Annotated in this window: 22 protein-coding genes and 1 pseudogene; 10 read left to right on the top strand and 13 right to left on the bottom strand. The window is 36.2% G+C overall.

All coding sequences use genetic code 11. The features are described 5' to 3' along the window. Positions 1-7 precede the first annotated feature (7 nt). Positions 8-1,114: a DUF354 domain-containing protein gene (locus HH_RS05450; RefSeq protein WP_011115958.1), complete on the top strand. Its 1,107-nt coding sequence runs from the start codon at positions 8-10 to the stop codon at positions 1,112-1,114. Here HH_RS05450 and HH_RS05445 read toward each other — a convergent pair. The 7 genes from HH_RS05445 to ruvC are packed head-to-tail and all read right to left on the bottom strand — an operon-like array spanning position 1,101 to position 8,467. Then, positions 1,101-2,336: a type II secretion system F family protein gene (locus tag HH_RS05445; protein WP_083750349.1), complete on the bottom strand. Its 1,236-nt coding sequence runs from the start codon at positions 2,334-2,336 to the stop codon at positions 1,101-1,103. The two genes, HH_RS05450 and HH_RS05445, sit on opposite strands and share 14 nt — an antisense overlap. Next, entirely contained in the window at positions 2,333-3,901 is a 1,569-nt protein-coding gene (locus HH_RS05440; protein WP_011115956.1) for a GspE/PulE family protein, read from the bottom strand. Before HH_RS05440 ends, HH_RS05445 begins: the two co-directional genes overlap by 4 nt. Beyond that, positions 3,901-5,502, bottom strand: a complete 1,602-nt coding sequence (mshL, locus tag HH_RS05435; protein ID WP_011115955.1) for a pilus (MSHA type) biogenesis protein MshL — start codon at positions 5,500-5,502, stop codon at positions 3,901-3,903. The genes HH_RS05440 and mshL overlap by 1 nt, the downstream gene beginning before the upstream one ends. Beyond that, positions 5,499-5,885: a hypothetical protein gene (locus HH_RS09210; protein ID WP_011115954.1), complete on the bottom strand. Its 387-nt coding sequence runs from the start codon at positions 5,883-5,885 to the stop codon at positions 5,499-5,501. Before HH_RS09210 ends, mshL begins: the two co-directional genes overlap by 4 nt. After that, on the bottom strand, positions 5,882-6,520 hold the full coding sequence (locus tag HH_RS05425; protein ID WP_011115953.1) for a hypothetical protein: 639 nt from the start codon (positions 6,518-6,520) through the stop codon (positions 5,882-5,884). Before HH_RS05425 ends, HH_RS09210 begins: the two co-directional genes overlap by 4 nt. Further along, the gene (locus HH_RS05420) at positions 6,510-7,913 is read right to left on the bottom strand and encodes a hypothetical protein (RefSeq protein WP_011115952.1); all 1,404 of its coding nucleotides are present in this window, start codon (positions 7,911-7,913) and stop codon (positions 6,510-6,512) included. Before HH_RS05420 ends, HH_RS05425 begins: the two co-directional genes overlap by 11 nt. Next, positions 7,910-8,467, bottom strand: coding sequence for a crossover junction endodeoxyribonuclease RuvC (gene ruvC / locus HH_RS05415; protein ID WP_011115951.1), 558 nt, complete (start codon positions 8,465-8,467; stop codon positions 7,910-7,912). The genes HH_RS05420 and ruvC overlap by 4 nt, the downstream gene beginning before the upstream one ends. Positions 8,468-8,605: 138 nt before the next feature. Here ruvC and dnaA point away from each other — a divergent pair, with 138 nt between their 5' ends. Continuing rightward, entirely contained in the window at positions 8,606-9,937 is a 1,332-nt protein-coding gene (gene dnaA, locus HH_RS05410) for a chromosomal replication initiator protein DnaA (RefSeq protein ID WP_034365965.1), read from the top strand. A 21-nt stretch (positions 9,938-9,958) separates the two neighbouring features. Further along, positions 9,959-11,149, top strand: coding sequence for an MFS transporter (locus HH_RS05405; RefSeq protein ID WP_011115949.1), 1,191 nt, complete (start codon positions 9,959-9,961; stop codon positions 11,147-11,149). 143 nt (positions 11,150-11,292) lie between these two features. On the opposite strand, the gene HH_RS09440 is transcribed toward HH_RS05405, so the two are convergent. The 3 genes from HH_RS09440 to HH_RS05395 all read right to left on the bottom strand — a co-directional run bounded on the left by HH_RS09440 (position 11,293) and on the right by HH_RS05395 (position 15,874). Next, positions 11,293-11,472: a hypothetical protein gene (locus tag HH_RS09440; protein WP_011115948.1), complete on the bottom strand. Its 180-nt coding sequence runs from the start codon at positions 11,470-11,472 to the stop codon at positions 11,293-11,295. A 214-nt stretch (positions 11,473-11,686) separates the two neighbouring features. After that, on the bottom strand, positions 11,687-13,516 hold the full coding sequence (locus tag HH_RS05400; RefSeq protein WP_041309089.1) for a dynamin family protein: 1,830 nt from the start codon (positions 13,514-13,516) through the stop codon (positions 11,687-11,689). Between the two features lie 27 nt (positions 13,517-13,543). Beyond that, complete coding sequence (locus HH_RS05395; protein ID WP_011115945.1) at positions 13,544-15,874, bottom strand: dynamin family protein; 2,331 nt, start codon at positions 15,872-15,874, stop codon at positions 13,544-13,546. A gap of 188 nt (positions 15,875-16,062) precedes the next feature. On the opposite strand from HH_RS05395, the gene HH_RS05390 reads away from it, so the two are divergent. The 3 genes from HH_RS05390 to cydB are packed head-to-tail and all read left to right on the top strand — an operon-like array spanning position 16,063 to position 18,994. Next, on the top strand, positions 16,063-16,269 hold the full coding sequence (locus tag HH_RS05390; protein ID WP_034365927.1) for a DUF4492 domain-containing protein: 207 nt from the start codon (positions 16,063-16,065) through the stop codon (positions 16,267-16,269). Positions 16,270-16,301: 32 nt separating this feature from the next. Then, positions 16,302-17,870 (top strand): cytochrome ubiquinol oxidase subunit I, encoded by a 1,569-nt coding sequence (locus HH_RS05385; RefSeq protein WP_193328818.1) that lies wholly within the window; start codon positions 16,302-16,304, stop codon positions 17,868-17,870. Beyond that, entirely contained in the window at positions 17,870-18,994 is a 1,125-nt protein-coding gene (gene cydB / locus HH_RS05380; RefSeq protein ID WP_011115942.1) for a cytochrome d ubiquinol oxidase subunit II, read from the top strand. The genes HH_RS05385 and cydB overlap by 1 nt, the downstream gene beginning before the upstream one ends. Before the next feature lie 129 nt (positions 18,995-19,123). Here the strand turns inward: cydB and HH_RS05375 are convergent, their stop codons facing one another. Both HH_RS05375 and lpxD read right to left on the bottom strand, forming a co-directional pair. Beyond that, entirely contained in the window at positions 19,124-20,503 is a 1,380-nt protein-coding gene (locus HH_RS05375) for a septum site-determining protein (RefSeq protein WP_011115940.1), read from the bottom strand. Positions 20,504-20,540: 37 nt separating this feature from the next. Then, positions 20,541-21,521 carry a UDP-3-O-(3-hydroxymyristoyl)glucosamine N-acyltransferase gene (gene lpxD / locus HH_RS05370; protein ID WP_011115939.1) on the bottom strand — a complete coding sequence of 327 codons (981 nt, stop codon included), beginning with the start codon at positions 21,519-21,521 and terminating at the stop codon, positions 20,541-20,543. Between the two features lie 123 nt (positions 21,522-21,644). Between lpxD and HH_RS05365 the strand changes: the two are divergent. The 4 genes and pseudogenes from HH_RS05365 to HH_RS09540 form a co-directional block, all read left to right on the top strand. Continuing rightward, positions 21,645-22,892 (top strand): annotated as a pseudogene (locus HH_RS05365) (saccharopine dehydrogenase family protein); the annotation flags it as partial. 365 nt (positions 22,893-23,257) lie between these two features. Further along, entirely contained in the window at positions 23,258-23,839 is a 582-nt protein-coding gene (locus tag HH_RS05360; RefSeq protein ID WP_011115937.1) for a hypothetical protein, read from the top strand. A 168-nt stretch (positions 23,840-24,007) separates the two neighbouring features. Continuing rightward, positions 24,008-24,472 carry a restriction endonuclease gene (locus HH_RS05355; protein ID WP_011115936.1) on the top strand — a complete coding sequence of 155 codons (465 nt, stop codon included), beginning with the start codon at positions 24,008-24,010 and terminating at the stop codon, positions 24,470-24,472. Between the two features lie 93 nt (positions 24,473-24,565). After that, on the top strand, positions 24,566-24,703 hold the full coding sequence (locus tag HH_RS09540) for a hypothetical protein (protein ID WP_011115935.1): 138 nt from the start codon (positions 24,566-24,568) through the stop codon (positions 24,701-24,703). 308 nt (positions 24,704-25,011) lie between these two features. Here HH_RS09540 and HH_RS05350 read toward each other — a convergent pair whose 3' ends face one another. Continuing rightward, a complete protein-coding gene (locus HH_RS05350) occupies positions 25,012-26,226 on the bottom strand; it encodes a malic enzyme-like NAD(P)-binding protein (RefSeq protein WP_011115934.1) in 1,215 nt (404 codons plus the stop codon). Positions 26,227-26,252: the final 26 nt, after the last annotated feature.

Genomic DNA, 26,252 nt, shown 5'->3' with positions numbered 1-26,252 from the left:
GGTATAAATGATTTGGCTTGATATTATTGACCCAAAATATGTGTTGTTTTTTAAATCACTTATTCCACAGCTTGAGGCATTAGATTCTGTCATTGTAACCACTCGCAAAAGCAAGGATTATGATGAGTGCGCAAGGCTTTTAGAGCTTTTTAATATAGAATCTTATGCCATTGGTGGATATGGTGGAGCGAGCAAACTAGGCAAATTTGAAGCAAGGCTTAGTCGTCAAAAAGGTTTTTTAAAGCTTTTTAATAAGCTTGGGGAGATACCTAGTATTTTCATTACAGGCGCAAGTGTTGATGGTGTGCAATGTGCTTTTGGTTTAGGCATACCTGTGGTGCATTTTGCTGATACTCCTGTGGCAGGAGAGCATTTCTGCCTTAAGGATTTAACAATTTTATCAAGGCTTACCTTGCCACTTTCCACACTTGTTTTTCACCCTTTTGTCGTGCCCCAAATTTGTTATACAAGTTTAGGCTTACAACCTAGTCAAGTTATTTCTTATAATTTTATTGATGTAGCAGTGTGGCTACAAGATGTGCCGCTCTCATTTTCACCAAATTGCAAACAAAAAGCAGATTTTTGCTCTCATTTGGGATTATATGAGAATTTGCCCATTATTCTTGTGCGTGAAGAAGAATACAAAGCACATTATGTGAAGCAAAAGCTACCGATTATTTATCAGAGTATTGCACACTTAGCGCAAAGTGGAAAGGCGAATATACTCATAATGCCTCGCTATGGAGAGCAGGAATTAGAATCTCTTTTTGGCAAGGAAAAATATGTGAAGATTCTCACGCAAAAGTTTGAACCCAAAGCATTTTATCCTTTTATAGATGTGCTTCTTGGAGGTGGAGGGACGATGAATCTTGAAGCTTGTTATTTGGGTATACCTGTGATTTCAACGCGCTCACTTTTGCTATTTCACGATAGATTCTTGCTTGAGCACAATCTTATGCGCCACGCTAAGAGTGTGGAGGAGGTAATGAAATTTTTAGATGAGATACTTTGTTCTTTAAGTCCTAAGTCCAAAAGAGATGATTTGTTTGCGCCAAATGGTGCAGATTTTAGCACGATTTTGCCTCACATTAAGTCCCTTATTAAGCACTCATAGCGTGCGCACTCATATCCCACATAGGCACAAATACGCCCAAAGCTAGAAATAAAAGTAGCATACCCATACAAAGGCTCAAAATTGGCTCAATAAGTGAAATGAGAAAATCTATTTTTTCTTGGGCAATTTCCTCAAATCGTTTAGCGCATACTTCAAGCATTTCAGGAAGTTTGCCACTTTGTTCTCCAGCAGCAAGAAGAGCCAAAGAAATTTCATCAAGCATTTCTTCTTGTATAAGCGCTAAAGAGAGGCTTTTGCCATTTTTGACATATTCAAGCACTTTGTTAAATTGTGCTTTGAGTGCGAGATTACTTAGTGCATTATTGCTAAGGGAAAGAGCTAAGTCAAGAGGTGTGGCAGATTTGAGCTGTAAAAAGAGCGTGAAAGTGTATTGGTAGAAAAAATTAAGCTTTATAATTTCGCCTACAAAGGGTAAGTGCAAGATTAAAGTATGGATTTTATGCTTAAAGTCTAAAGAGTGTTTATATAATTTTTGCAACCCAAAAGTCATAAAGAGAAGCCCAAGAATAAAAATAAGTCCAAAATGCTCAAAAAAAGATTGCATATAAATGAGAATCCGCGTATAAATAGGTAGATTCACACTTAATTCTTCAAACATTACCAAAAATTCAGGTAGCACAAACATTACAATACCCACAAATGCACCAATAATGCTTATAAGCACAAGCAAAGGATAAAAAAGTGCGCGCTTAACTTTACTTTTGTTTTTGTGTTCCCTTGCAAGATGCGCACTTAGCATTTTAAAAATTTCACCAAGCTCCCCGCTCTTTTCTCCAAGTGCTAGCATACTCCAAGTCATATCGCCAAAAATATGTTTATGTTCTTTAAATGCGACAGAAAGCTTTTGTCCAAGATTCAAACGATAAGCAATTTCAAGTAAAATTCGTTTTAGGGCTATTTTTTTGGTATTTTTAGCACATACTTGAATGACCTCAAGGATTGGCAATGAGGCACAAAGCATAATGGAAATTTGCAAAAAAAGTGCACTTATATCCTGTTTTGTGATTTTGCTATCAAGTTGTAGCATTTGTAGGTGTAAAAATTCAAAGCCACTTAAGGCTTTAATTTCAATAGGATAAATATTATGCTTATGCAAACTTAGCTCCTTAGCATTCTCATACGAGGTTGCAAAGAGTGTTATTTGAATGTGTTGGTTATCTTTAATGCCTTTAATAAGGTATTTTTGTGGCAGTTTTTTCATATTTTGCACACCCTATATACTTCTTCAAAAGAACTTAAACCTTCGCTTGCAATCTTAAATCCATTTTCGAACATACTTTCAAACCCTTTTTCTCGGAGAGATTGTAGAATTTGGGTTTTGTTATGGGGCGATTTGATATAGGTGCGGAGTATATCAGAGTTTTCAAGGCATTCTGCAATAAGCGCACGCCCACTAAATCCCTGCATATTACAATATCCACAGCCACGAGGAGCAAAAAACACACTATCTTTTATTTTATCTTCAAAATGTTGTAGGTTATATTTTATAAGCTTTTGTTTCATATCTTGTGGGGAAAGCGGAATTTTACAATATGGACATAGTTTTCTTACAAGTCTTTGAGAAATGATTAAATGAAGGCTCGAAGCAAGCAAGTAATTCTCTGCTCCCATATCAAGCAGGCGTTCTATTACACTTAAAGAATCATTAGCGTGAAGCGTTGAAAGCACCAAATGTCCAGTTAGTGAGGCTCTTAGTGCAATTTCAAGGCTTTCTTCATCACGTATTTCTCCTACCATTAATACATCAGGGTCGTGTCGCAATAATGCTCTTAGAGCTTTTGCAAAACCGAAGTTATGTTTTTCATTAACGATTACTTGGGTTACGAGTTGCATTTGATATTCAATAGGGTCTTCAAGAGTGATGATTTTTTTAGTTGGAGATTTTATAGACTCTAATATGGCATAAAGTGTAGTAGATTTACCACTTCCTGTAGGTCCTGTAAGTAAAATAATGCCATAAGGGGCGATAATATTGCGCCTAATCATATCTAAATGTGTAGAATTAAAGCCAAGTGATTGAAGAGTGATTGTTTGTGTATTTTTGTTAAGGATTCTAATAACAATAGATTCTCCACCAAAAGCAGGAAGAAAAGAGAGTCGAAAATCATAAGCTTGTGTCCCAAATTCACGGCTAAAGCGTCCATCTTGACTTCGTCGTATTTGGGTAATATCAAGCTCACATTCAAGTTTTAGTCGTGAACTAAGAGCCTCAAAAACATTTGATTCTAGGCTAAAGCGTTCTCTTAGCATACCATCTACGCGTATTCGCACTTTTGCTTTTTGTTTATCTTGTGTATGTTCATATGGCGGAGAATCTTGAATAGTGCTTTGACATTCAAAATGTATATCGCTTGCACCCTCTTCAATGCAAGTTTGTAAGATAAAATCAAGGAGCTGCACCACGATTATATCTTGATTTTCATCTGCATTTTGTGGAGTTTGGTGTTGAGCTAAGAGTGCATTTTTGAGTATGCAGAAATGTTGAAAAATACGTATATGACGTGCTTGTATATCAAAAGCTTCATTTGTGGCAGAGAAAAATTGTATATCTAATTGGGGATAAAGATGTGAAATATGAGCTCGTATAAGCTCAAGTGGTGCTTGTATATTTTTGAGTGCAATGTGTAAATTTTGAGAATCTGCGAAGAAAATTAAACATTGGTGTTTGAGGATAAATTTATATTCAAGGGCATTTAAACACCAAGAACAAAGCGTATGTTCAAGGAGATTCACAGGCGAGAATTGAGCATATACTTTGGGCTGCATCATTGTTCCTTTGGTGCATTTTGAGAATCTTGTATGTCTTTATTATCTATAAGATTCATCTTTTGAATATGCTCTGCTTTTGGACTAGCGGCAGTTTCGTTAGCATCTAATCGCACGATATGGGGTGCTATGATAATAACCATTTCTTGAGTTTCTTTGATATTTTGCTTATAGCTAAAGAAATATTTGACAAAAGGAATATCCCCAAGAATAGGAATTTTACGAGTAGTTTGTCCTTCTGTTTTATCAATTAAGCCACCAAGCACGATTTGCTCACCATCTTTAAGCTGCACAAGTGAGGAAAGTTGTTTGGTGGAAAGATTAGGTGGTGCATTTAGAGCAATTGTTTGATTCTCAATAGAAATATCTTTTGTTTTCGTAATGGAAGGGTTGATTTTAAGAATAATCTTGCCATCTTTAATACTTGGTGTTACATCAAGGAGAATTCCAGCAAAGACAGAGGGAAAGGCTTGAGAGTTATTTTGCACCGAAGTGCCTTGTGTAGTAGTTTGATAAGTGGTGTTTTGTGAATAACGAAGCACACTTCCTACGCTAATAATGGCAGGTTGATTATTGAGGGTAAGGACTTTTGGGTTAGAGATAGATTGGACTTTGCCATAGGTTTGCAAAAACTCTACAATACGATTAATATTTACGCCTTGTGAAAATATATTAATCGCAAATCTGCCTCCACTAGAATCTATGCTTCCGCTACTTGTATTTTGATGCTCTGCGGGAAGTGTCATAATATTGCCAAGTTTATAAAACTCATTCCAATCAATACCATAAGTTTGGTTATCTGTGTGTTGAACATTAAGAATATGTACATCAATAAGCACTTGTTTTTGAATCTTGTCATTAAGCTGCGCTATATATCGCTCAACTCGTTTTATTTGTAATGGAGAAGCCGTAATAGTAAGCAAACCAGCAGCTTTATTGATGATAATATCTTTGTTTTTTCCTTTTAATTCCGACATTTGTGGCTGATATATATCACCGGGAGCATAAGCTACACCTGCGATTTCATTTTGCAACTCGCCCCAAAAATCAATTTCATCAATACTATAAATTTTTGTGCCACTTTTGCCAATGTTGGGATTGCTTGAGGTGGCTTTGTCCATTGCCATTTTATGCGCTTGGGATTGCATTTCAAAATTTGAAAATGCAAGAGGCGCAGAGTTTGTAGTATTGTAAAGAGATTGAACTTGGTTATCTTGTGAGAATACAATATCGGTATTGCTTGAACCTACGCGAGTAGTAGCGATATAGCTAATTTCAAAGGTTTTAGTGAGTAAAAAACCAATTTTAAGCGTGTCTTTTTGCAGGGTGTAGTGAAAATCATTGCCTATAATAAGACTATCAAGGACATTTTTAAGAGATTTGTTTGCAATATGAATAGATGTTTTTTTGTTATCAAGCATAGTTTTGGTATTTTCTTGGAGATATATGACGTTAAGGTGGCATTGTGTAGCAATTTCTTCAATGATTTTACTTAAAGGGGCGTTACTGCCTGAACGAATATTAATGGGTATATCACACGCAAAATCAATAAGTGGGACGAGATAAACACATAAGATAAAAAGCGCATTTTGCCTTTTCATTGGTTTCCTTTTGTTATTTTTTCGCCTATTGCAAGGTTAAATTGCGCTTTTGCTTTTTGCAAAATGACAGATTGAGATTCTATTTTGACAATGAGATAGCCTTCAATATATTCTCCCACATTTAACCATTGTTCGTTAATAAGGGCTTTGCCATTAATAATAGCATTAAGGTGTAAGGGCTGTTGAGATTGAGAATCTTCGTGCCAAAAAGGATTAATAAGAGTGTGCAAAATCTCTTGTGATGGAGATTTGGAGAAATTTTGAGAATCTTTTATAAATGATTGAATGTGTTCAGGGCTAGAATGCGCACCTTGAGCATTTAAAGAAGAGACACTTAAAGGAGTGAGAGTAAAAAAACCGAACAAAAAAGCATATATTTTCATAATAATTCCCTATAAATAGGGTTTTTGGAACGATAGTCTATAACCATTATATTAAAGTGAATGAGCGCATCATTAAAAGGTTTGAACGAGAGTGTATCAACACTGAAAAAACGATGGGATTCTATAAAATAAATCAGTGCCACAATTTCTTCAAAGCTGCCCATTCCCTCTATGCCTAGTGCATCAAGAGTGGCGTGAGGAGAGAACGAAGAGAGCGAGAGTTGGTGTGTTTTAGCAAAATTAATAAGTTCAGACATAAGTGCAAAAGGGTTAAGGTGAGGTTCTTTTGTGTTTTCTTTAAGATAGCTTTGTATGAGGGCAATATTTTCTTGTGTAATACGGAGTTTTTCTTGTATATTTTGGCTTTGCTCTAAATGTGCAGATGTAGCATTTTGAATAGAATCTGAAGAAAGGGCAAACTCTTTAAGCGTATGTGTATGAAGGCGTGAAAGAGCACTATACTTTTCCAATAAAGGCAAATAAATAAAATCAATTACAATAAAACACACACATAAAACTATGGTGGCAGCGAGGAAATATTTTTCCCTTGTGGTTTTGGTGGCGAGGAAATGCTCAAAAGCTTTTTGTATGGCTTGATAGGAATTATAAAGAGGCAAAAATATATTAAATCGCATAATAAATTACCAAGATATGCGAATAAAAACGCGGCGATACTAATTCTTGTTCATTTTGTGCTTTTTGAGAATCTAAGATTGAGGGCGAAGAAGTATGTAAAAAAGCGCGTTGTTGAGATTTTGTATTAAGTTGGGCAAGAAGGGCAGAGAGATGAATTTGAGAAGAAGAACTTGCTGTGAGGGAGGCTATAAATACTTGTGGAGTAAAAGTAAATTCCATATTTTCAAGTTTAATATGTTCTTTATCGCATTGAGCAAAAATATCTCTAATAAAGGCATAACGTTGATTATAACTTTGTTGCCAAAGAGATAGAGTATTCATATCTGCTATAAAGTCATTTTGCTGGGCAAGGAGATGTTCTAAGGTATGTGTGGCTTGAATGTATTCTTTTGTGTTTTCTTTGGGAGCAAAAAGGGCTTCGCTTTGTGCGTTTAGTTGAGCGATGGCAGATTCTAAATGGCGATTATGCAGCATAAAAAGCAAAGGGATAAGGAGCATAAATATTCCAAGTAATATGGCTAGAGTATAATAAAGCTTTTTACGCACATTTGGCTTTAGAGCAAAATGAGGTAAAGTGTGCGACAAGCCTTGAGAAAGCAAATTATCATAAATAGTAACATATTCAAAAGCTAAAATTGCTTTCAGTGTAGCATAATCAAGCCCTTTTGTTTGTGGAGAGAGTTCGCTTAGAGGCAAGATAGAATAAGGCATATCATTATGAGGCAAATTTTCCAAAGATGTAGCGGCATAAATACATTCAAGACGTTGATTATGAGCTTCTTGCAAATAAGAGATGTGTGAGGCAATCTCAACAAAAAGCTGCACGTTGTTGTGAGAATCTTGCGAAAGTGTGGATTGCGTGGCAGATTCTAAAGTAAGTGGCGTATATGAGGATTGGGATTTGTATTTTAAACGACAAATTTCTTTAAGTGTAGCATTTTCAAAGTAGCATAAATATGATTGCGCCCATACTACAAAGTTATGTGTGTTAGAGGCAAGAGTAGAAAAGCTAAAAGGCAAGAATATATCGCAAGTCAAAATCCGAGATGGGGGCAAGCTCTTTATGGCGTTTTTATCAAAGAAAAAGCTTTCACATACGCACTTTTGTTCATCAAAAAGATGTGCGCGAGGAATAAAATATAATTCATAAGTATGCACAGAAGTATTAAGGATAGATTTTTCATAAGCATAGCCAAAAAGGAAGGAAGAAAGTTGTGGGGATTGAAGGTCAGATTTATTTATTTCAATAGCAATATGAATAAGATGTGTGGCAGAAAATGAAAGGATATCATATTTTTTTGGAGGCTTTTTACAAGGTGTGAGAGCATTGTCTTCAAAAGCATAAGAGATATGTGTTTGAGAATCAAAAAATGTATATGTTTTTTGTTTCATATACAGCCTTTAGAAGGGTTTGCAGAAAGAGATTTTAAAGGCATTGCACGTTGAAGATTAGGTGTAGAATGAACATCGTTTGTTTTGATACGTTGAGAATGTGTAATGGCAATGGCAATAGCATCTGTAATATCAAGAGGTTTTATTTCACCCTTAAGCCCTAAAATGCGCTTTACCATAAATGCAACTTGGGTTTTGTCTGCCTTACCATTTCCTGTGATTGCTTTTTTGACCTGTAAGGGTGTGTATTCAGAAAAATTTCCAATCTCTTGGAGAATTTTTAAGCTCAATGCCCCACGAAATTGAGCAAGTTTGATGACACTTTGAGGGTTGTAAGCAAAAAATATATCTTCAATAGCCACCTCATCAATATGAATATTTTTAATTACCAAATCAATGCCTTCTACAAATTCCATAATTTGGGTTTGTAAATCACGCTCTTTGATTTTAATAATACCTGCTTCAATGAGTTTAAGTGAATTAACGTGAGGTGCATAATTGATAATTGCATAACCGCAATTTCTACTTCCGGGGTCTATACCTAAGATATGCAAATTTAATCCAAATTAAAAGTTTTTTTCATTATAATTTCACTTCCAAATTTTAATTAAAAAATCAAAAGGATTTTTGTTTTTTCACATTTTATTCACATAGTGAAATTAAAAATTCTTCATTTCACATCAGGAAATAAATTGCATATTGATAATATATTAAAGAAACTTAAAAGTAAGCTATCCGAGTTTGAATATCAATTTTATATTTCGCTTATGGAATACGATGAAAATGCCTCCAGAACAGATATGAAGGTTTTTTATGTGCCAAATATTTTTGTAGCGAATTGGATAAAAAGTAACCATCTAGAATCTATTATTGATGCATTTGAAGAGGAAAGCAATAATGGTGTGCGTCCAGAAATTCACATAAAAGTAAAAGAAAAAAAAGAGAATGTGAAAAGTTTAAAAAACAATAAAAGTATGCTTTATTTTAATACAAATGGTTTATCTCTTAATCCTTTTTACACTTTTGAAAATTTTGTTGTGGGAAAATCTAATGAATATGCCTATACGATAGCAAAACTTGTTTTGCAACAGCAAGCAAGTGCCTATAATCCTGTATTACTTTATGGTAAGTCAGGTCTTGGGAAGACACATTTGCTTAATGCCATAGGTAATGATGTCAAAGAGAAAAACAAAAATGTGCTTTATGTAACTTCAGAGGATTTTCTTAATGACTATATGGATAAAATCAAACGCAAGACAATGGATAGTTTTCGGGATAAATATCGCAAGTGTGATTATTTGCTCATTGATGATGTGCAGTTTTTTGGTGGCAAAGAAGGAATACAAGAAGAGCTTCTTCATACTTTTAATACCTTGCACAATAGTCAAAAACAAATTGTAATGACAAGTGATAAGCCGCCAAAAGAGATTAAGGGACTAGAGGAGAGATTGCGCACGCGTTTTGAGTGGGGAGCTATGGCAGAAATTACTAATCCAGAGCTTGAAACCAAAATTGCCATTATTAAATCTAAATGTGAAGTTAATCGTATTGTGCTTGAAAATGAAGTCATTGACTATATTGCTTCAAATATTTATGGCAATATTCGTCAGATTGAGGGGATTCTTTCTACTATTAATGCTCATATTAATCTTTCTCCAGAGAGCAGTAGTCTAAAAATTGCCAAAAATGTGCTTAAAAACTATCAAATTGAAAAGCTTGAGGGTATTACTCTTGATAATATTATTAAAGTTGTCAGTAAAGAGCTTAATATAAAACCTAGTGAAATTGTCTCCAAAGAACGCAATAGAAAGGTTACATTCGCACGCCGTGCAGTTATTTATCTTGCACACTCTTTAATGATTAACTCTATGAACATAATTGCCAAAGAGTTGGGTATGAAAGATCACAGTTCGGTAAGTAAAGCGCTCAAAGCTATTAAAAAAGAAATCGCTGAAAATTCTACAACGCGTAATATTATTGAAGATATGAAAAGCAAAATTCAGCAAAGTTTAGATAGCGTTTAATTTTATCGTTTCGGAGATAATATGCCTAAAGATAACTTAAGTGCTCAAAAACAACCTCTTACAGATACTTTTTTGTTTCAAGTAACACTTTTTGCTACTGCTTCAATGACGGTGCTTGGAGGGACGATTATCGCACCATCACTGCCGCATTTTGAAGAACATTTTGCAGATGTACCACATATTGATATGCTTTCGCGTTTAGTTTTAACGCTTCCTGCATTATTTATTATGATTTTTGCACCCATTAGTGGATTTTTGCTTGATAATTATGGCAGGTTACGATTTTTATATCCGAGTATTTTACTATGGAGCATAAGTGGGGCGTGTGGATTTTTCTTGGAGGCAAGTATTTATTGGATTCTCATATCAAGGGCAATTTTTGGTATTGCCACAGCGTTTGTTATGACTGCTGTAAGTGCACTTGTTGGAGATTACTATCAAGGTGCGAAGAGGGAAAGAGCCTTAGGATTGCAAGGCTTTTTTATGGCAGGTGGAGGCGCTGTATTCCTTGTATTGGGTGGTGTGTTAAGCGATATAGATTGGCGTTATCCTTTTTTAGTGTATCTTTCAGGCTTTATCATCTTGATTTTAGCTCTTGTAATGCTTTTTGAACCAAAACGTAACGTGTCCAAATCAGATGTCAAGGCAGTAAATTTTAATCTTTTCAAATTTGCACCTATTTATCTTTTTTCATTTTATGCAATGAGTATGTTTTATGTGATGCCCACACAAATTCCGCATTTTATCACGCATAATCTCAATAAAAGTGGGAATCTTATAGGTATAAGTTTAGCCGTAAGCTCTCTTTGCACAGCTATTCTTTCACTTTTTTATGCAAGGCTTCGTGCAAAATTAAGTGTTTTTCTCTTATATTTTATTTCTTTGAGTGCTATTGGAGGCGGATTTTTGCTTATTGGAATGTTTCAAAGCTATGAGATTCTTATTTTTGCTTTAGTGCTTGTAGGCTCGGGGTTAGGGATTATTCTTGTCAATAATAGTTCGTGGCTACTAAGTGTAGCAAGTGAATATGAGCGTGCAAAGGCAGCAGGATTCTTATCTGCAAGTGTTTTTATGGGGCAATTTTGCTCACCTTTTATCACACAGCCACTTGTGCGCTTAGGCGGCATACCTTTTATGCTTAATGTTAATGGCGTAATTTTGCTTATAAGTGCAGTGATTTTTCTTTGGTGGCATTTTGTGAAAAAACGATAAAAAGAATCCTTGATATGAGGTTGAAATCACATTTTTAACTTTCTTTTTGTTACAAGGTGCATTCCATAACCTACAAGATATACAGGAATGCTATTTCAGTTACCACAGGAAAATATCGTGAAACACCGGAGAGCGCATTGCCCTTAATCACGGGTTATATCTCGCCATATACGAGCAAAGAAATATGATGAGTATTGAGAATCTTCAACCCTTTTGGCGATTAAAGATTCTCTTATTTCGCTTTCCACAACGGCTAGGCTTTGAAATGGGCTTGTACTTTTTGTCCGATAAGCGTTTTCATTAATGGAATCTAGTGGAGGCACAATATGATTTTTTAAAAGTTATATTCCTCATCACTTAAGGATTTTTTGTGCATTGCAGGTAAAGCACAAAAGCATCTTTGAGATATTGTAATCTTAAAGATGAAGTTTCAGATTTTGAATAATTGAGCAAAAGCTCGAAGGCTTGTTGTGGGCTATCACAACAGCACAATGAGAGAGTGCAGAGAAAAGTAAAAATTATCTTTTTCATTTAATCTTAAACATCTTTAAGTGCTTGAAGCAAAGATTTAAGCTGTTTAAAATGATGAGCGTATTGCTCTTTATAAGTTGCAATAATTGCAGATTGCTTCTCACAAAGTGCTTTTTCCTCTCGCTCAAAATGCCACAACGCTTTTTTATGCAGTGGTTGCGTTAAAAGATTTTCTTGTAAAAGGTTGAAGTGAAAGCCAAGATTGAGCTCATCGCGGATATTTTCAAGCGTGGGATTAAAAAGTGGCAAAGTATCTGGTGTTTTGGTGTATTTTTCTAAGGCTTCTTGGATTTTTAAACTTATTGTATTGAGGCAAAGATTTATTGCTAGTGGGTAATTGAGTGTTAAGATTTTTGCAACGAGCATTAATTGGGCGTTAAGATTCTCACAATGCTCACGCATAAGGTTATCATATGTTCCCATTATCTCATTAAGTGTTTTTTGCAAAAGTGAGTTTTGCAAAGTAGGAATAAATGTTTCATACCATTGTATGATATTGTCATTCAAATGCCCTATATGTGCGTTTAGCAGAGCATTAAATTGTTCTCCTATGGCAGTTATATCAAAACCAAGTTTGGTAAATTGCCTTGCAAATGTAGAATCTGTATTGCATAAACTAAGATTTAATCGCTCTCTAGGAAGTGTTGTGATGTCTTTTATTTGTATATTTTGTGTTTTTATACCAAATTTTTTATCAGCACGCACAAACTCTTTGGGAGTTTTTTCAAGTGCGTTGTAAATGTGTTGAGTAAGTGATTCAAGTTGGGATTCTAAAGTATGAAAAAGTGTAGGGAATGATTTGTAAAATGCACTTTGAGGGTATTGCTCTGTGAAGTACTTAGTAGAATCTGCAAGGAGTGTCTCACACTTAGTAAAGCGTAAATGCGCGTGAAAACTTAAACGAGCATATCTAAGTACGAGAGTGCGCAGTTGCGTAATAATCGTGCGTTTTTTAGATTCTTGAGCTAATGGAGCAATGTGTGTATGGAGAAAATCAAGCACAAAATCTATGTGAGAATCTGCTCTCATATGCTCACTTTGCTCTTTTGGAGCATCATAAGAAAGCAGTGCATTTTTAGCAGATATGGCAATAATTTCCTCAAAAAGTCCATTGAATGCTTTCTTAGCATATTCAAGGCTTATGTTGATTTCCTCTTGATTTTTAAGCCTATCTTTTTGATTGAGGACACAGAGGCTTTTGCTTGCGTAACGTTTAATGTGGGAGAGGATAATTTCTTTTTCGCTGTGTTTGCCAACATTATCAATGAGGGTGAGCCAAATGATGCCATCAACGCTTTCTAATATAGAATTTGTAGTATCTGTATCGCTTTGATTTTGCGAGTTAAAGCCGGGTGTATCAAGAAAACTTATTTTTTTAAGGAGTTCTAATGGCGCATAAAGCTTGTAAAAGGCGATTTTGGCATTTTGGACTTCACTTACTTCGTTGAGGTATGAGAGTGTTTTTGTGGCAGTATTGCCATTTTTGTAGTGAATCTCAAGTGCATAATCTTGTCCATAGACAATATGGCATATTTTTGCAGTTATGGGAGTGATACCACTAGGCAGGATATTTTTGCCCAAAAGTGCATTTAAAAACGTGGATTTTCCGCTACTAAATTGCCCGATAATAGCCACTTTCATTGGTTCTTGAATGCTTTGAGTGAGAGATTGTAATGTATGCGTAGCACGAGAATCTAGCGGGGCAATTTGACTGAGCGCATAATGGGCTTTATCAATGAGAGCATAGAGAGGATTCCCTCCTTGCAAAAGCTGATTTTTTGCGCTGATATATTCGTTAATAAAGTTTTCTAGCAGATTTTCACTTATTTGTTCCATTATTGTTTCTTGCACCCTTTCATCTCATTATTGCAAACTATGCAAACCTTGCATAAGTTCATTTATAATACCTGTAAGCTGTTCTCGCTTGGTGTAAAGAGCATCTTTAAGTGCTTGAGTATCGCCACTTTCTCGCTTGGCTAAAGCAGCGTTGAGACTTTCTTGTTTATAAGCAATTTGCATTTGAATATGGTTTTTAGCACATTGAGTAATCTCGTGAAAATGTGCTAAAAACAGAGCTGCGATGTCTTTGTTTTTATTTTGAATAATCTCACTAAAGGAGCTAAACATATCTGCAAAAAGTTTATCAAGTGCGTTGCTAAGTTTATTTTGACTAGATTTATTAAAAGAGCGCACAAGCGAAGGAAGTGCAGAAAGTAACTCTTGAGTAATCGCACTTATTTGTGCGTTTTTGAGCTGGAAATGAATATGTGGAGGCGGAGAATCTAGCTCCTCTGAGAGTGTTATAGCGCTTTTAAGTTGAGCAATTTTCTTGCCTAATTTATATTTATACTCTCTCCCCACATCGGCGAAACAATCTTTAAGCCCTAGCTCTATCATTTTGTGCAGTGCATTTGTATCAGGTTTTGCTCCACGTGTATAATCATAAATAATATCATTAAATACCTTATCCTTGATGAGCATAGAAGCTTTACTAAGAGTATTTGCACTAAAAAGTTCAAGAGATTTAAGAAATTCACTTAGCTCATTATGGAGGGCACTAAGATGCTCTTCAAGCTCATAGAGTTCGCGCATAAGGGCATCATTATGTGCTTTATCTTGAGCAATAAGCTCCTCTAACTCCTCGCCATTTGCATTTAACAAAGAAGATTCTAAATTGATAATCTCTTCTGTATCTTGAGCAACTTTAAGTGTGGCTTTGTAGGCGAGATAAAGCATATCTTTTGCCTTAAGGCTATCTTCACCAAGAAGCATTTTTTGTAAATAAGATTCTATCTTAAGGATACCGCATTGTTCTAAAGTGAGAGAGAGGTTGCTTGTATCTGCATTTGTGCGATAAAGCAGTGCAGCATATCCCGCAAGTGGAATAAAATCAATACGATTGATAATGGATTCAATATCGCCTTTGTAATGTGCTTTTTTGAGTTGGGCAATGAGGCTTGATTTGGTGTATTCAAGCGAAGAATCAAGCTCTTGTGGTGTAAGCAAATCTATGCGTGTAAGCACTACAAGTAGGCGTGAGATGTTTTGTTCAAGCAGGGATTCTAAAATAAAATCAATGTCTACTTGCGTTGCTGCACAGCTTGCATTCATCACGTGGATAAGCACATCACAATGTTGAATATAAGAGCGAGTGATTTCTTCACGTTTTGTGATTGGGTCATCAAGTCCGGGTGTATCAACAATCTCTACACCATTTTTTAGAAATGACAATGGTGTAAAAAGCTCTACTTCTTGGATAAGATTGCAAAATTTACTTTGATGATTTGCCGAAGTATAAATGCTTAATTCGTGTGTTTGAATGTCTTTTGTTGTATGTGGCTGGGTAATAAATGTGTCTAATTGTGTGCCAAAATGAGCCTGACTTTCTTCTATAAAGGCTTTAAGATTTGTATCATACGCGCTTTGCTCACATAAATCAGCCCATTGTTCTTTGCTCCAAAAATGCACTCTTGCTCCTGCAGATTCTCCATAGCGCAAAATGGTAAGGTTGGCAGTTTCTGGCACACTTGAGCTTCCTAAAATTTCTTGAGATAAAAGCGCATTTAAAAATGTGGATTTCCCTGCACTTAACACTCCTGTAATACCGATAGAAAAATGTTGATTCTCTAATTTTTCCATTATGTGCGTAAGTGAGTTTTTAAGAGTTTCTTGAGGAAGCAGAGGTGAAAGGTTGTTATGAAGCAAAGCAAGGGCACTATGAAGAGATTTAAGACTTCGTATTTCTTTTGTATCTACTTTTTGTGATGTTTTTTGAGAATAAAAAGTATTTTTAAGCGAAGCAAACAAATCAAGTTCAAAATCATCAATGATATGTGCAAGATTAAGCTGAATAAAAAATGGCAAAAGCTCCTCAAAGAAATGTGGATTATATTCTATGATAGTTGCTTGAAGGGTAAATACATCTTTTAAAAGCGCGCTAAGAATCATAGATTTATCTTCATTTGAAGCATAAGCATCTAATTGAGAATTTATTTGTGATATGTGCAAAGATTCTAAAATTTTTATAAAACTTTGGCATTGCATAAATAACGCAATATTGCGCTCATTGGTGCAAAGTAGAATGCTCAAAGCCTGTGGAGAAAGCGTATTAAAAATAGAATCTTGTATTTTTTCCATAGGAAGCGGTGGTTGCGCACTATGGAAAGTCTCAAAAAAATGCTGCAAAATTGGCATATTAAGATGTCCCCATTTATTTATTTGTAGAGCGTAATTTTACATCAAAATACCAAAAGTAAAATAAATTAATAATTATCACTCAAAATGCCGTAAAAATTTTACAAAAAAGCACATTTTATGTAAGGAAAGATATATAAAATTTGATAAAATCCGACTTTTGTTATTTTATCGTAATTGGAGTTTATGTGGGATTTTTGAGAAAAGCATTAATGTTTTATATTGATGGTTTTAAGAATCTAAAACTTGGTAAAGTGCTTTGGAAGATTATTGTTATCAAACTTTTAGTTATTTTTGCTGTGCTTAAGGTATTTGTTTATGATAAAACTCTCTCTCATATAGGCGATGATGAACAAAAAAGTCATTTTGTATTAGAGAATCTCACTTCGTATTAAACCAACTTAGATTTTAAGGAAATATTATGGATATGGTAAATGAATTATCAAGCGTGAATTGGGCAAGAGCGCAGTTTGCTCTTACAGCGTTATATCACTTTTTGTTTGTGCCTTTGACTTTGGGACTTTCTTTTATTATCGCGATTATGGAGAGCATTTATGTCAAAAGTGGCAATCCACAATGGCGCAAAATTACACGTTTTTGGCTCACACTTTTTGCGATTAATTTTGCTATTGGCGTGGCAACAGGCATTATTATGGAATTTGAGTTTGGCACAAATTGGGCAAATTATTCTTGGTTCGTAGGCGATATTTTCGGTGCTCCTTTGGCAGTTGAGGGCATTATGGCATTCTTCTTGGAAGCTACATTTTTTGCTGTAATGTTTTTTGGCTGGAATAAGGTTTCTAAGGGATTCCATTTGTTATCTACTTGGCTTGTTGCGATTGGAAGCAATTTATCGGCATTTTGGATTCTCGTAGCAAATGGTTGGATGCAATATCCCATAGGCACGATTTTTAATCCCGATACGGCGCGCAATGAGATGAGTAATTTTTGGGAGGTTGCCCTCTCACCTGTGGCAATATCAAAATTTCTCCACACAGCAGCAAGTGGGTATGTCATTTCTGCTCTTTTTGTTATGGGGATTTCTGCCTTATATCTCCTTAATGGGCGATTTCGTATTGAGGCGAAAAAAAGCTTGGTTGTGGGAGCTAGTTTTGGGCTTATAACTTCAATATTTTTGTTTTTCAGTGGTGATGAGAGTGCTTATCGTGTAACACAACATCAACCGATGAAGCTTGCCGCAATGGAGGGAATCTATGATGGCGAACATCGTGCAGGAATAACTGCGTTTGGCATTCTTAATCCAAACAAAAAGCCCGGCGATGACAAAGAAGTATTTTTATTTGATATTACCATTCCCTATGCACTCTCTATTTTGGGTAATCGTAGCCCTGATAGTTTTGTTCCGGGCATTAACGATTTGCTTTATGGCAATAAAGAAAAAGACATAGTAGGTATAGATTCTAAAATCCATAGTGGCAAAATCGCCCTACAAGCACTCAAAGACTACAAAGAAGCAAAGGTGCAAAATGATAATGTGCGTATGAATCTTACTCGCGGGATTTTAGAATCTCATATGCCAAATTTTGGCTATGGTTATTTATCACAGCCTGAAGAAGCAATACCACCTATTGCCTTGACATTTTATAGTTTTCATTTAATGGTGGCGTTGGGTAGCGTATTTTTTGTGCTTTTTATCATTGTATTGTATTTGGCAATGGCAAATAATATAGAGAGATTCCCTAAGATTCTATGGCTATGTGTGATTGCTATACCTTTTGGTTATATTGCCGCAGAGGCAGGGTGGATAGTTGCTGAAGTAGGAAGGCAGCCTTGGGCAATACAGGACTTACTTCCTGTTGGTGTTGCAGCCACTAAGCTTTCAAGTGTAAATATACAAATTTCATTTTTTCTTTTCGCTTTTCTCTTTACATTATTGCTCTGTGCCGAAATTGGCATTATGGTGAGTAGCATTAGAAAGGGTTTTGAAGAAGAACGCAAAATCGTTTTTCTAGAAAGTGTAAAAGGGGGTAAATAATGTTTTTTGGACTTGATTTGGACGAATTGCAAATATATTGGTGGGTTATTGTCAGTTTGCTTGGAGGGCTACTTGTATTTATGTTTTTTGTGCAGGGTGGGCAAAGCCTCATTTGCGTGGTTGCCAAAGATGAGCTGGAGAAAACAATGCTTATTAACTCGCTTGGGCGCAAATGGGAATTAGGATTTACTACTTTGGTGCTTTTTGGTGGAGCTTGTTTTGCCGCATTTCCTTTATTTTATAGCACGAGTTTTGGCGGGGCATATTGGGTATGGCTCACTATTTTATTTTGTTTTATTATCCAAGCTGTGAGCTATGAATATCGCAAAAAAGAAGGGAATTTGTTAGGTTCAAAGGTGTATGAGGCGTTTTTGTGGATTAATGGCGTATTTGGTGTATTTTTGATTGGTGTGGCTATTAGCACATTTTTTAGTGGCTCTCATTTTGTGCTTGATGAACATAATTTTGTTGAATGGAGTATGGTAAGTCGGGGATTAGAGGCATTGCTTGAGCCTGCAAACTATTTGCTTGGTTTGGCATTAGTGTTTTTAAGTCAGATTCTAGGGGCGAGCTATTTTTTAAACAATATTGATGATACGCAGATAGCTAAACGCGCAAGAAAAGTCATTTTACTCTCAAGTGTGGCATTTTTGCCTTGTGTGCTTGGATTTTTAATGTGGATTTGCTCTAAAGAGGGTTTTTATGTGGATTCAAAGGGTGTAACATTGCAACCTTATGTGTATTTGCATAATTTCTTTTCTATGCCTTATTTAATTGTGGGATTATGCGTTGGTGTGGGTTTGGTGCTATGGGGAATATATCTTAATGTTTTTGCACAGAGTAAAAAGGGTATTTTCCCGCTTGGTATGGGCAGTGTAATTGTGGTAATGGCAGTATTTTTAAATGTGGGTTTGGGACAGAGTGCATTTTATCCCTCAATCGCTGATTTGCAAAGCTCTCTTCATATAAAAAATGCCTCCTCAAGCTATTATACGCTTTCTGTGATGAGTTATGTGTCTTTGCTTGTGCCTTTTGTGTTGGCATATATTGTGTATGTATGGCGTGCAATGGATAGAGTAAAGATTACTCGAGACGAGATGCAAGCAGATTCTCATACTTATTGAAAACAAAGGAGATAATATGCTTACTTCAATTTTTATGCTTATTTTGTGGATTGGCATTATATATGTGTGCTATAAATTTATTGTGTTTAATATCACACATTTAGAGAATCAAGAATCCAAATAAATATCTTACAATATGAGCTTATAAGTAATAGTAAATATTGTTAAAAGCCCTGTTATAAAGACAAAAGCATCAAGAGCTGGGTTTTTGAATTGTTTCATCTTAGATACGCTATAAATAGCAATAATAGGCATAAGAAAAAGGATAGCTGCAATAATCGGACCTCCTAAATCCTCAATAAACCCTAAAACGCTTGGATTGATATAGGCAGTAATAAGCATAATAACATACATTACAAATGTGCATATTGCTGCAATAAGTTTGAGATTTGGCTCTTTGTTTCCCGCAATTTTGCAACATTTCCTTACAATGCCATATGCACCCTCACGTGCACCAAAATAATGCCCAAAAAATGAACTAGAAATTGCCAAAAATGCAATCAAAGGACCACCATAGGAAATCAATGGATTATCAAGTTTATTGGCAAAATATGAGAGCACGGGGATATTTTGTGCTCTAGCTTCTATAAGCTCTTGTGGTGTAAGAGAGAGCACACAAGAGATGACAAAAAACATTACAAAGACAAGAAGCATAATTGAAGTGCGCAAAAGTATAGAATCTGATTTTATGATAGCATCTGCTCCATATTCGCGCTTAGCACTTAGCGCAAAGGTAGAAATAGCAGGAGAGTGATTAAAAGAAAATACAAGCACGGGAAGTGTAAGCCATACAATTATCAAAAAATCTTCTATATCGGGTACAAATGTAATGCTTTCAAGATTCCATTGGGGAATAAGATAGAGTGAAAATATAAATAAAATAGCACAAAGAGGATATACAAGCCATTGGCACACTTTTATGATAAGTTTTTCACTAAAAAGCATAATAAGCATAAAAGCACTTACCAAGATAAAAACAAGCCCAGCTCGCCAAAATGGGTGCAAAGTAGCATAATTTTCAGATTTAAGTTTAAGGAGTGCTCCAGATTCGCTTTGGTGGAGAAAACTATATGGGTCGTAATAAATGTCTTGTATAAATCCAGCTAAAGTCCCAAGTGGAGCAACTGCCGGGTGATTTTCATTGACAAGTGGGAGAATCTGATGATAAATAAAACTTTCAAATGTGTTTGTAATGCCTACGCAATATGCGAGACAAATAGGAAAAATTGCAAAAAAATAGAGAATTGAGATAAATATACTTACATTGCGACCAAAATATTCTTCAGCGGCGTATGTAATATCTTTATCATTACCATTTGCTTGACATACAAAACGACTAAGTGCGCGATGGCTAAGATAAACCATAGGAAATATAATAAAACACATTGCTATTACAGGCCAGATTCCCCCTCCACCTGCTTTAATTGGCAGATATAAAATCCCAGCACCCACAGCTGTTCCAAAAAGAGAAATTATCCAGCTTGTATCAAAGTTATTCCATTTGTTCATTCGGTATCCTTTTAAGACAATGATATTTTTAGTTTCATTATAGCTTTTTAGAATCTTTTTTTATCAATCTACGCAATGAAACATAGAATTTCATCCATTCATTGAGTTCCATAAGCGGGTGTCCGCCCCATTTGGTATGTGGAGGGAGATTTTTACCTACTGCTCCGCGTCCAGCGACTTGCACAAAATCACCAATATGAATATGTCCTCCTGTGCCAGCTTGTCCACCCATTATGACATTACGCCCGGTAGTAGTTGAGCCAGCAAGCCCTACTTGTGAGACAAGGAGAGTATGCTCTCCAACCACGCAGTTATGCCCTATTTGCACAAGATTGTCAATTTTTGCCCCTTGCTTTATAAGCGTTTGCCCAAATACAGCCCTATCAATAGTATTATTTGCACCAATTTCCACATCATCTTCTATAACAACGCGCCCATTATGTTCAATTTTAATATGTTTTCCTTCTGCTGTATGCGCATAGCCAAAGCCATCACAGCCTATTATGCTTCCTGCGTGGATATTTACACGATTACCAATAATACTATCGCGATAAATGACGACATTAGGATAAATTTTACAATGCTCCCCAATGCTGACATTATCGCCAATAACGACATTTGGCATAATTATGCTATGCTCCCCAATGCTGACATTATCGCCAATAACGACATTTGCACCTATTTGAATATTATTTGTACGGGGATTTTGAGTGGTGAGCGTGAAACAAGGCGCAGCAAAAAGCTGTGAAAGCAAGGCAAAAGCAAGATGGGGATTCTCTACTACAAGAGGCTGAATATGTGAAGGAACTTTATCAAGCAAGTGAGGGCGGATAAAAACAGCACCCGCTTGAGAATCTGTAAGATTACTCAAGTATTTATCTTGGTCTATATAGCTTATTTGTGTGGGTGTGGCAGATTCTAAAGGGGCAATGCCATTTAATTCAAAATCGTTTTCTATGGTATTTTGTAGGCTAAGATAGCCTTTAAATGCGGTATCTATGGCAAGTGAGAGAAGCATACATATCCTTTGGCTAAAGATAAAATGTAATCATAACATAAACATTACAGAATCTAGGGCTGTAGCGGTGAAATTTAGCTAGATTCAAGGATTTGGTGTATAATGACGTATAAAGTAACGATGATATCATACAAAGGAGAGATTATGGCTGTTGTTTTACAAATCGGAGCAGGGGGAGTTGGGGGCGTTGTCGCGCACAAAATGGCGCAAAATCGCGAGGTGTTTTCACGTATTATCTTAGCTTCGCGCACACTTAGTAAATGTAAGGCAATCGCAGATTCTATCCGCGCTAAGGGTTTAGGCGAAATTGAGATTGATGAAGTTGATGCGGATAATGTGGAATCCCTTGTGGCTTTGATTAATAAATACCGCCCAAAGCTTGTGGTGAATGTCGCGCTTCCCTATCAGGACTTGAGCATTATGGAGGCGTGTTTGCACACAAAGACGCATTATTTAGACACTGCAAATTATGAACACCCCGATTCCGCACATTTTGAGTATAAAGAGCAGTGGGCGTATGACACGCGCTACAAAGAAGCGGGGATTTACGCACTGCTTGGCAGTGGCTTTGATCCGGGCGTTACAAATGTCTTTTGTGCGTATGCGCAGAAGCATTATTTTGATGAGATTCATAGCATTGATATTTTGGATTGCAACGCAGGAGACCACGGATACGCCTTTGCGACAAATTTTAATCCCGAGATAAACTTGCGTGAAGTCAGCTCGAAAGCGCGATTTTGGGTAAAAGATTCTCAAAGTCAATATGCACAAAACTTTGACCTCTCGCGTGATAGCATTTATCGCAAATTTGAGGCTAAAGAGAAGCATTTTAAATTGGAATCTAACACGCAGGATTTGAAAAATGAGTCATATTTTAATGGTGAGTGGCGCGATATTCCACCTCTTGCGCTAATGAAAGAGTGGGATTATCCCGAAGTGGGTGTGAAAAACAGCTATTTACTTTATCACGAGGAGCTAGAATCGCTTGTGCGTAATATCAAAGGATTGAAAAGAATCCGTTTTTTTATGACTTTTGGCGAGAGTTACCTCACGCATATGAAGTGCTTGGAGAATGTCGGGCTTTTGCGCGTGGATAGCATAGAGCATAAGGGGCAAAAAATCGTGCCAATAGAAGTGTTAAAGACACTTTTGCCCGACCCTGCAAGTTTGGCAAGTCGCACAAAGGGTAAGACAAATATCGGCTGCTACATTAAGGGCGTGAAAGAGGGCAAGGAGCGCACGATTTATATTTATAATGTGTGTGAGCACGAGAAATGCTACGCGGAAGTGAATGCGCAAGGTGTGAGCTATACCACAGGTGTGCCTGCGATGATTGGGGCGAAGCTAATATGCGAGGGTAAATGGGGCGTTGGGGCAAGCAAGAATGTGTCTCTTACTCAATCTTCGCAGGAGCTTGAAAAATCCTCAATCGATAGGCGCACAGCCTTATCTCAATCGGATTTTTCGGCGCAACCTGCAAATCTTAAGCAAGATACACATTCTTTAGATTCTAATGTGAAATCTTACAATGCCGAGCGTTTGGAGCTTAATAAAGATATGCCACAGGGAGGTGAGGCGCAAGGCGTGGATTCTAAAAATGGCAGTGGTGTGTGGAATATGGAACAAAACGACCCCGACTTCTTTATGAGTGAGCTAAACAAGCAAGGGCTTCCTTATGTCGTGTTGGAAATAGAATCTAATGGAGAAGCAAAAGTGCTAGAAGATGGGAGAGAAAAATGTTAGATTCCACTAAAAGATTTTGGATTATCATAAGCATATTGCTCTCTGGTCTATTTATTAATGGCTGTTCTGCTAAAGCTTATTATTCAACGCAAATAGACCCTCAAATTACCTTTAATAAGCAAGAACCACTTACCATCTACACAGATGAAATGCCAAGCATCACAGATAAAAAGTTTGCACTATCACTGGCTGAAACAATGGTTGAATATGGTTTTCAAATTAATGGATTTAATTTAGAAACCAAATCAACAAACTGCTATCTTGTTTTTTCTTTAGATACTTCTTCTTCTCAATACACTGGGAGCTACACCACATATAATACAAGCACGGCATATATATCAGGTAAATATACTAGCATAACCACGCCAAATACAAATATATATACTATCCCAATAGTAACAAAAAAAATTGCAGTGAGTATCATTTGTAAGGATAACAGAGGTAAAAAAACTCAAGTATGGTTTGGATATGTGGGTGCTAATATTAGGGATTATGACAAATATCAACAAAAAATTATTAAAAATCTTGTAGAGCTTGTAGGCAAGGATTTCAAGGGTTATTTAAAGGTTGAATAAAAATATTGAAAAGAACTAAAACATTAAGTTACAATACAAAATGTTTTTTTATTGAAAATTTATTAGTGGCACAGATGGAGAATCTAAAGTGCTAGAAGATGGGAGAGGGTGAAACTTACTTAATGGTGTTTGTGGCATTTGAGTATTTAGAGGAATAAGGAGACATTTGTGGGTGTATTGTTTAAATTATTACGTTATGTGTTCTTTTCTAAAAAGCGCACGATGTATGCTTACAGAGAGAATAAAGATTCTAATAATGCACGACATAATAAACAAAAAGGCGATAAATACGAATTGCAAATTGTTAGGCATTATAAACAGCAGGGTTACAAGGTATATCCTAAAGGACTTAAGGAGGGTCGGCGCGATAAAGGCATTGACATCATTGCATATAAAGGTAAAGAGGCACTTTTGATTCAGTGCAAGAATTGGGAGCGTTCGCAAGTGAAGCAGGAGCATTTAAGAATCTTTTTAGGCGATTGTACAGCATACTTAGAGCAAAATCAAAAGATTTTTGCTAAAAGAAGTGTTCGCCGAGTGTTTGTAACGAGTTGTGAAAATGTGGATTATGGGGTAAAAAAATTTTTGGAAGAAAACGATATGGAGTATAAGATTATTCCTTATTTTGCGTAAAACTTGCACTCAAATTCAAAAAACAATCCAATAAGAAATTAAGCCCAATATCGCTAAAATACAGCAAAGTAAAGGCATAAGGGAGTGTTGCGTATGGATTACAAAAAAGCATTTTATTCTAAGCTAGAGGATTGCTATTTGGGCGTGAAAATCAAGGATTTTCATCAAGGGAATATTGCTAAAAGTGGCTTTAGCAATCTGCTTATTAATTGTGGATTAAAGTGTAATTAAGGGCAAAAATTATCTTATTACTTTGTAAGGTTGGAAAATCAAGGAGGTTAAAGCATAATGCAAGAAGAATTAATTAAAGAAGAGATTAAGCAAGGCTTGATTGCTTTTGATGAAAATAAAGAATATGTTACTTATACCTATCAAAGCAAAAAACGCAAATATACCAATCCCGAAGAGCAAGTGCAAACCTTGAGTTTTCTCAAACTCATACTTCACTATAATTATCCTGTGGAGCGTATCAAACAATTTGAGCCTGTGAAAATGGGAAGCTCCACAAAAACCCGATATAAAATAGTTCGTTTTTTGCTTTACACCCTTGCCACGCCGCTTTTTATCGCTGCATCTGCTACGGCATTTGAGACGACATCATCAAGTCTTTCATCAAAGGCAGAGGGGATAATATATTCTTTGCCAAAACTCATTTTTTTCTTTAAAAGTTTTTCAAGTTTTTCGGTGATTGGTTCACGTGCAAGATTAGCGATTGCATAAGCTGCGGCAAATTTCATTTCTTCGTTAATTTTGCTCGCACGCACTTTAAGCGCACCTTTAAAGATGTAGGGAAATCCAAGCACATTATTAATTTGATTGGGGAAATCACTGCGTCCTGTGGCAACTATTGCATCAGGACGTGCTTTTTTCACCTCATCGGGCATAATTTCTGGCGTAGGATTACTTAGTGCGAAAATGAGGGGAGATTCATTCATTCCCTTAATATCATCTCCGCTTAATAAATTGCCCTTTGATAGCCCAAGCATTACATCTGCGCCATTAAGCGCGTCTTTATATGAGGCATAGTTCTCTTGGCAGATAAACTCTTTTTTCAAATCATTTAAATCGGTTCTATTTGCACTAATTGCACCTTTAGAATCAAACATTACAAGATTTTTCACGCCAAATGCTTTATACATTTTTGCACACGCCACAGCTGCAGCTCCCGCACCAAATACGACAACCTTAATATCCTTTGCTTTTTTATTTACAAGGTGCAAGGCGTTGATAATTCCTGCAGTAGAGATAATTGCTGTGCCGTGTTGGTCATCGTGCATTACAGGAATATCAAGCTCTTCAATGAGTCTTCGCTCAATCTCAAAGCATTCCGGAGCTTTAATATCTTCTAGGTTAATGCCACCAAATGTGGGCGAAATCGCCTTAACTACAGCGACAAATTTATCCACATCTTTTTCGTTAATCTCAATATCAAAGGCATCAACTCCTGCGAAAGTTTTAAACAAAATGGCTTTTCCCTCCATAACGGGCTTACTTGCCATAGCTCCAATATCGCCGAGTCCAAGCACTGCTGTGCCGTTGCTAATAACTGCAACAAGATTGCTTTTTGAAGTGTAATCATATGCGCTTAAAGGATTAGCCTCAATCTGCTTACAAGGCACAGCGACGCCGGGTGTATAGGCTAATCCTAGTTCATCAATAGAGCGTAATCTTTTGCGAGGCTGAATACCAACTTTGCCGCCAATGTGGTAAGGTAGAGCTTTGGGATAGGCTTTTTTAAGAGTTTGTAAATCCATTATATATCCTTAATTTTTATAGAAGA

The sequence above is a fragment of the Helicobacter hepaticus ATCC 51449 genome, assembly GCF_000007905.1.
Lineage (GTDB): Bacteria > Campylobacterota > Campylobacteria > Campylobacterales > Helicobacteraceae > Helicobacter_C > Helicobacter_C hepaticus.
The sequence above is the reverse complement of the archived record's forward strand: the minus strand, read 5'-3'. Positions and strand labels throughout refer to the sequence as shown.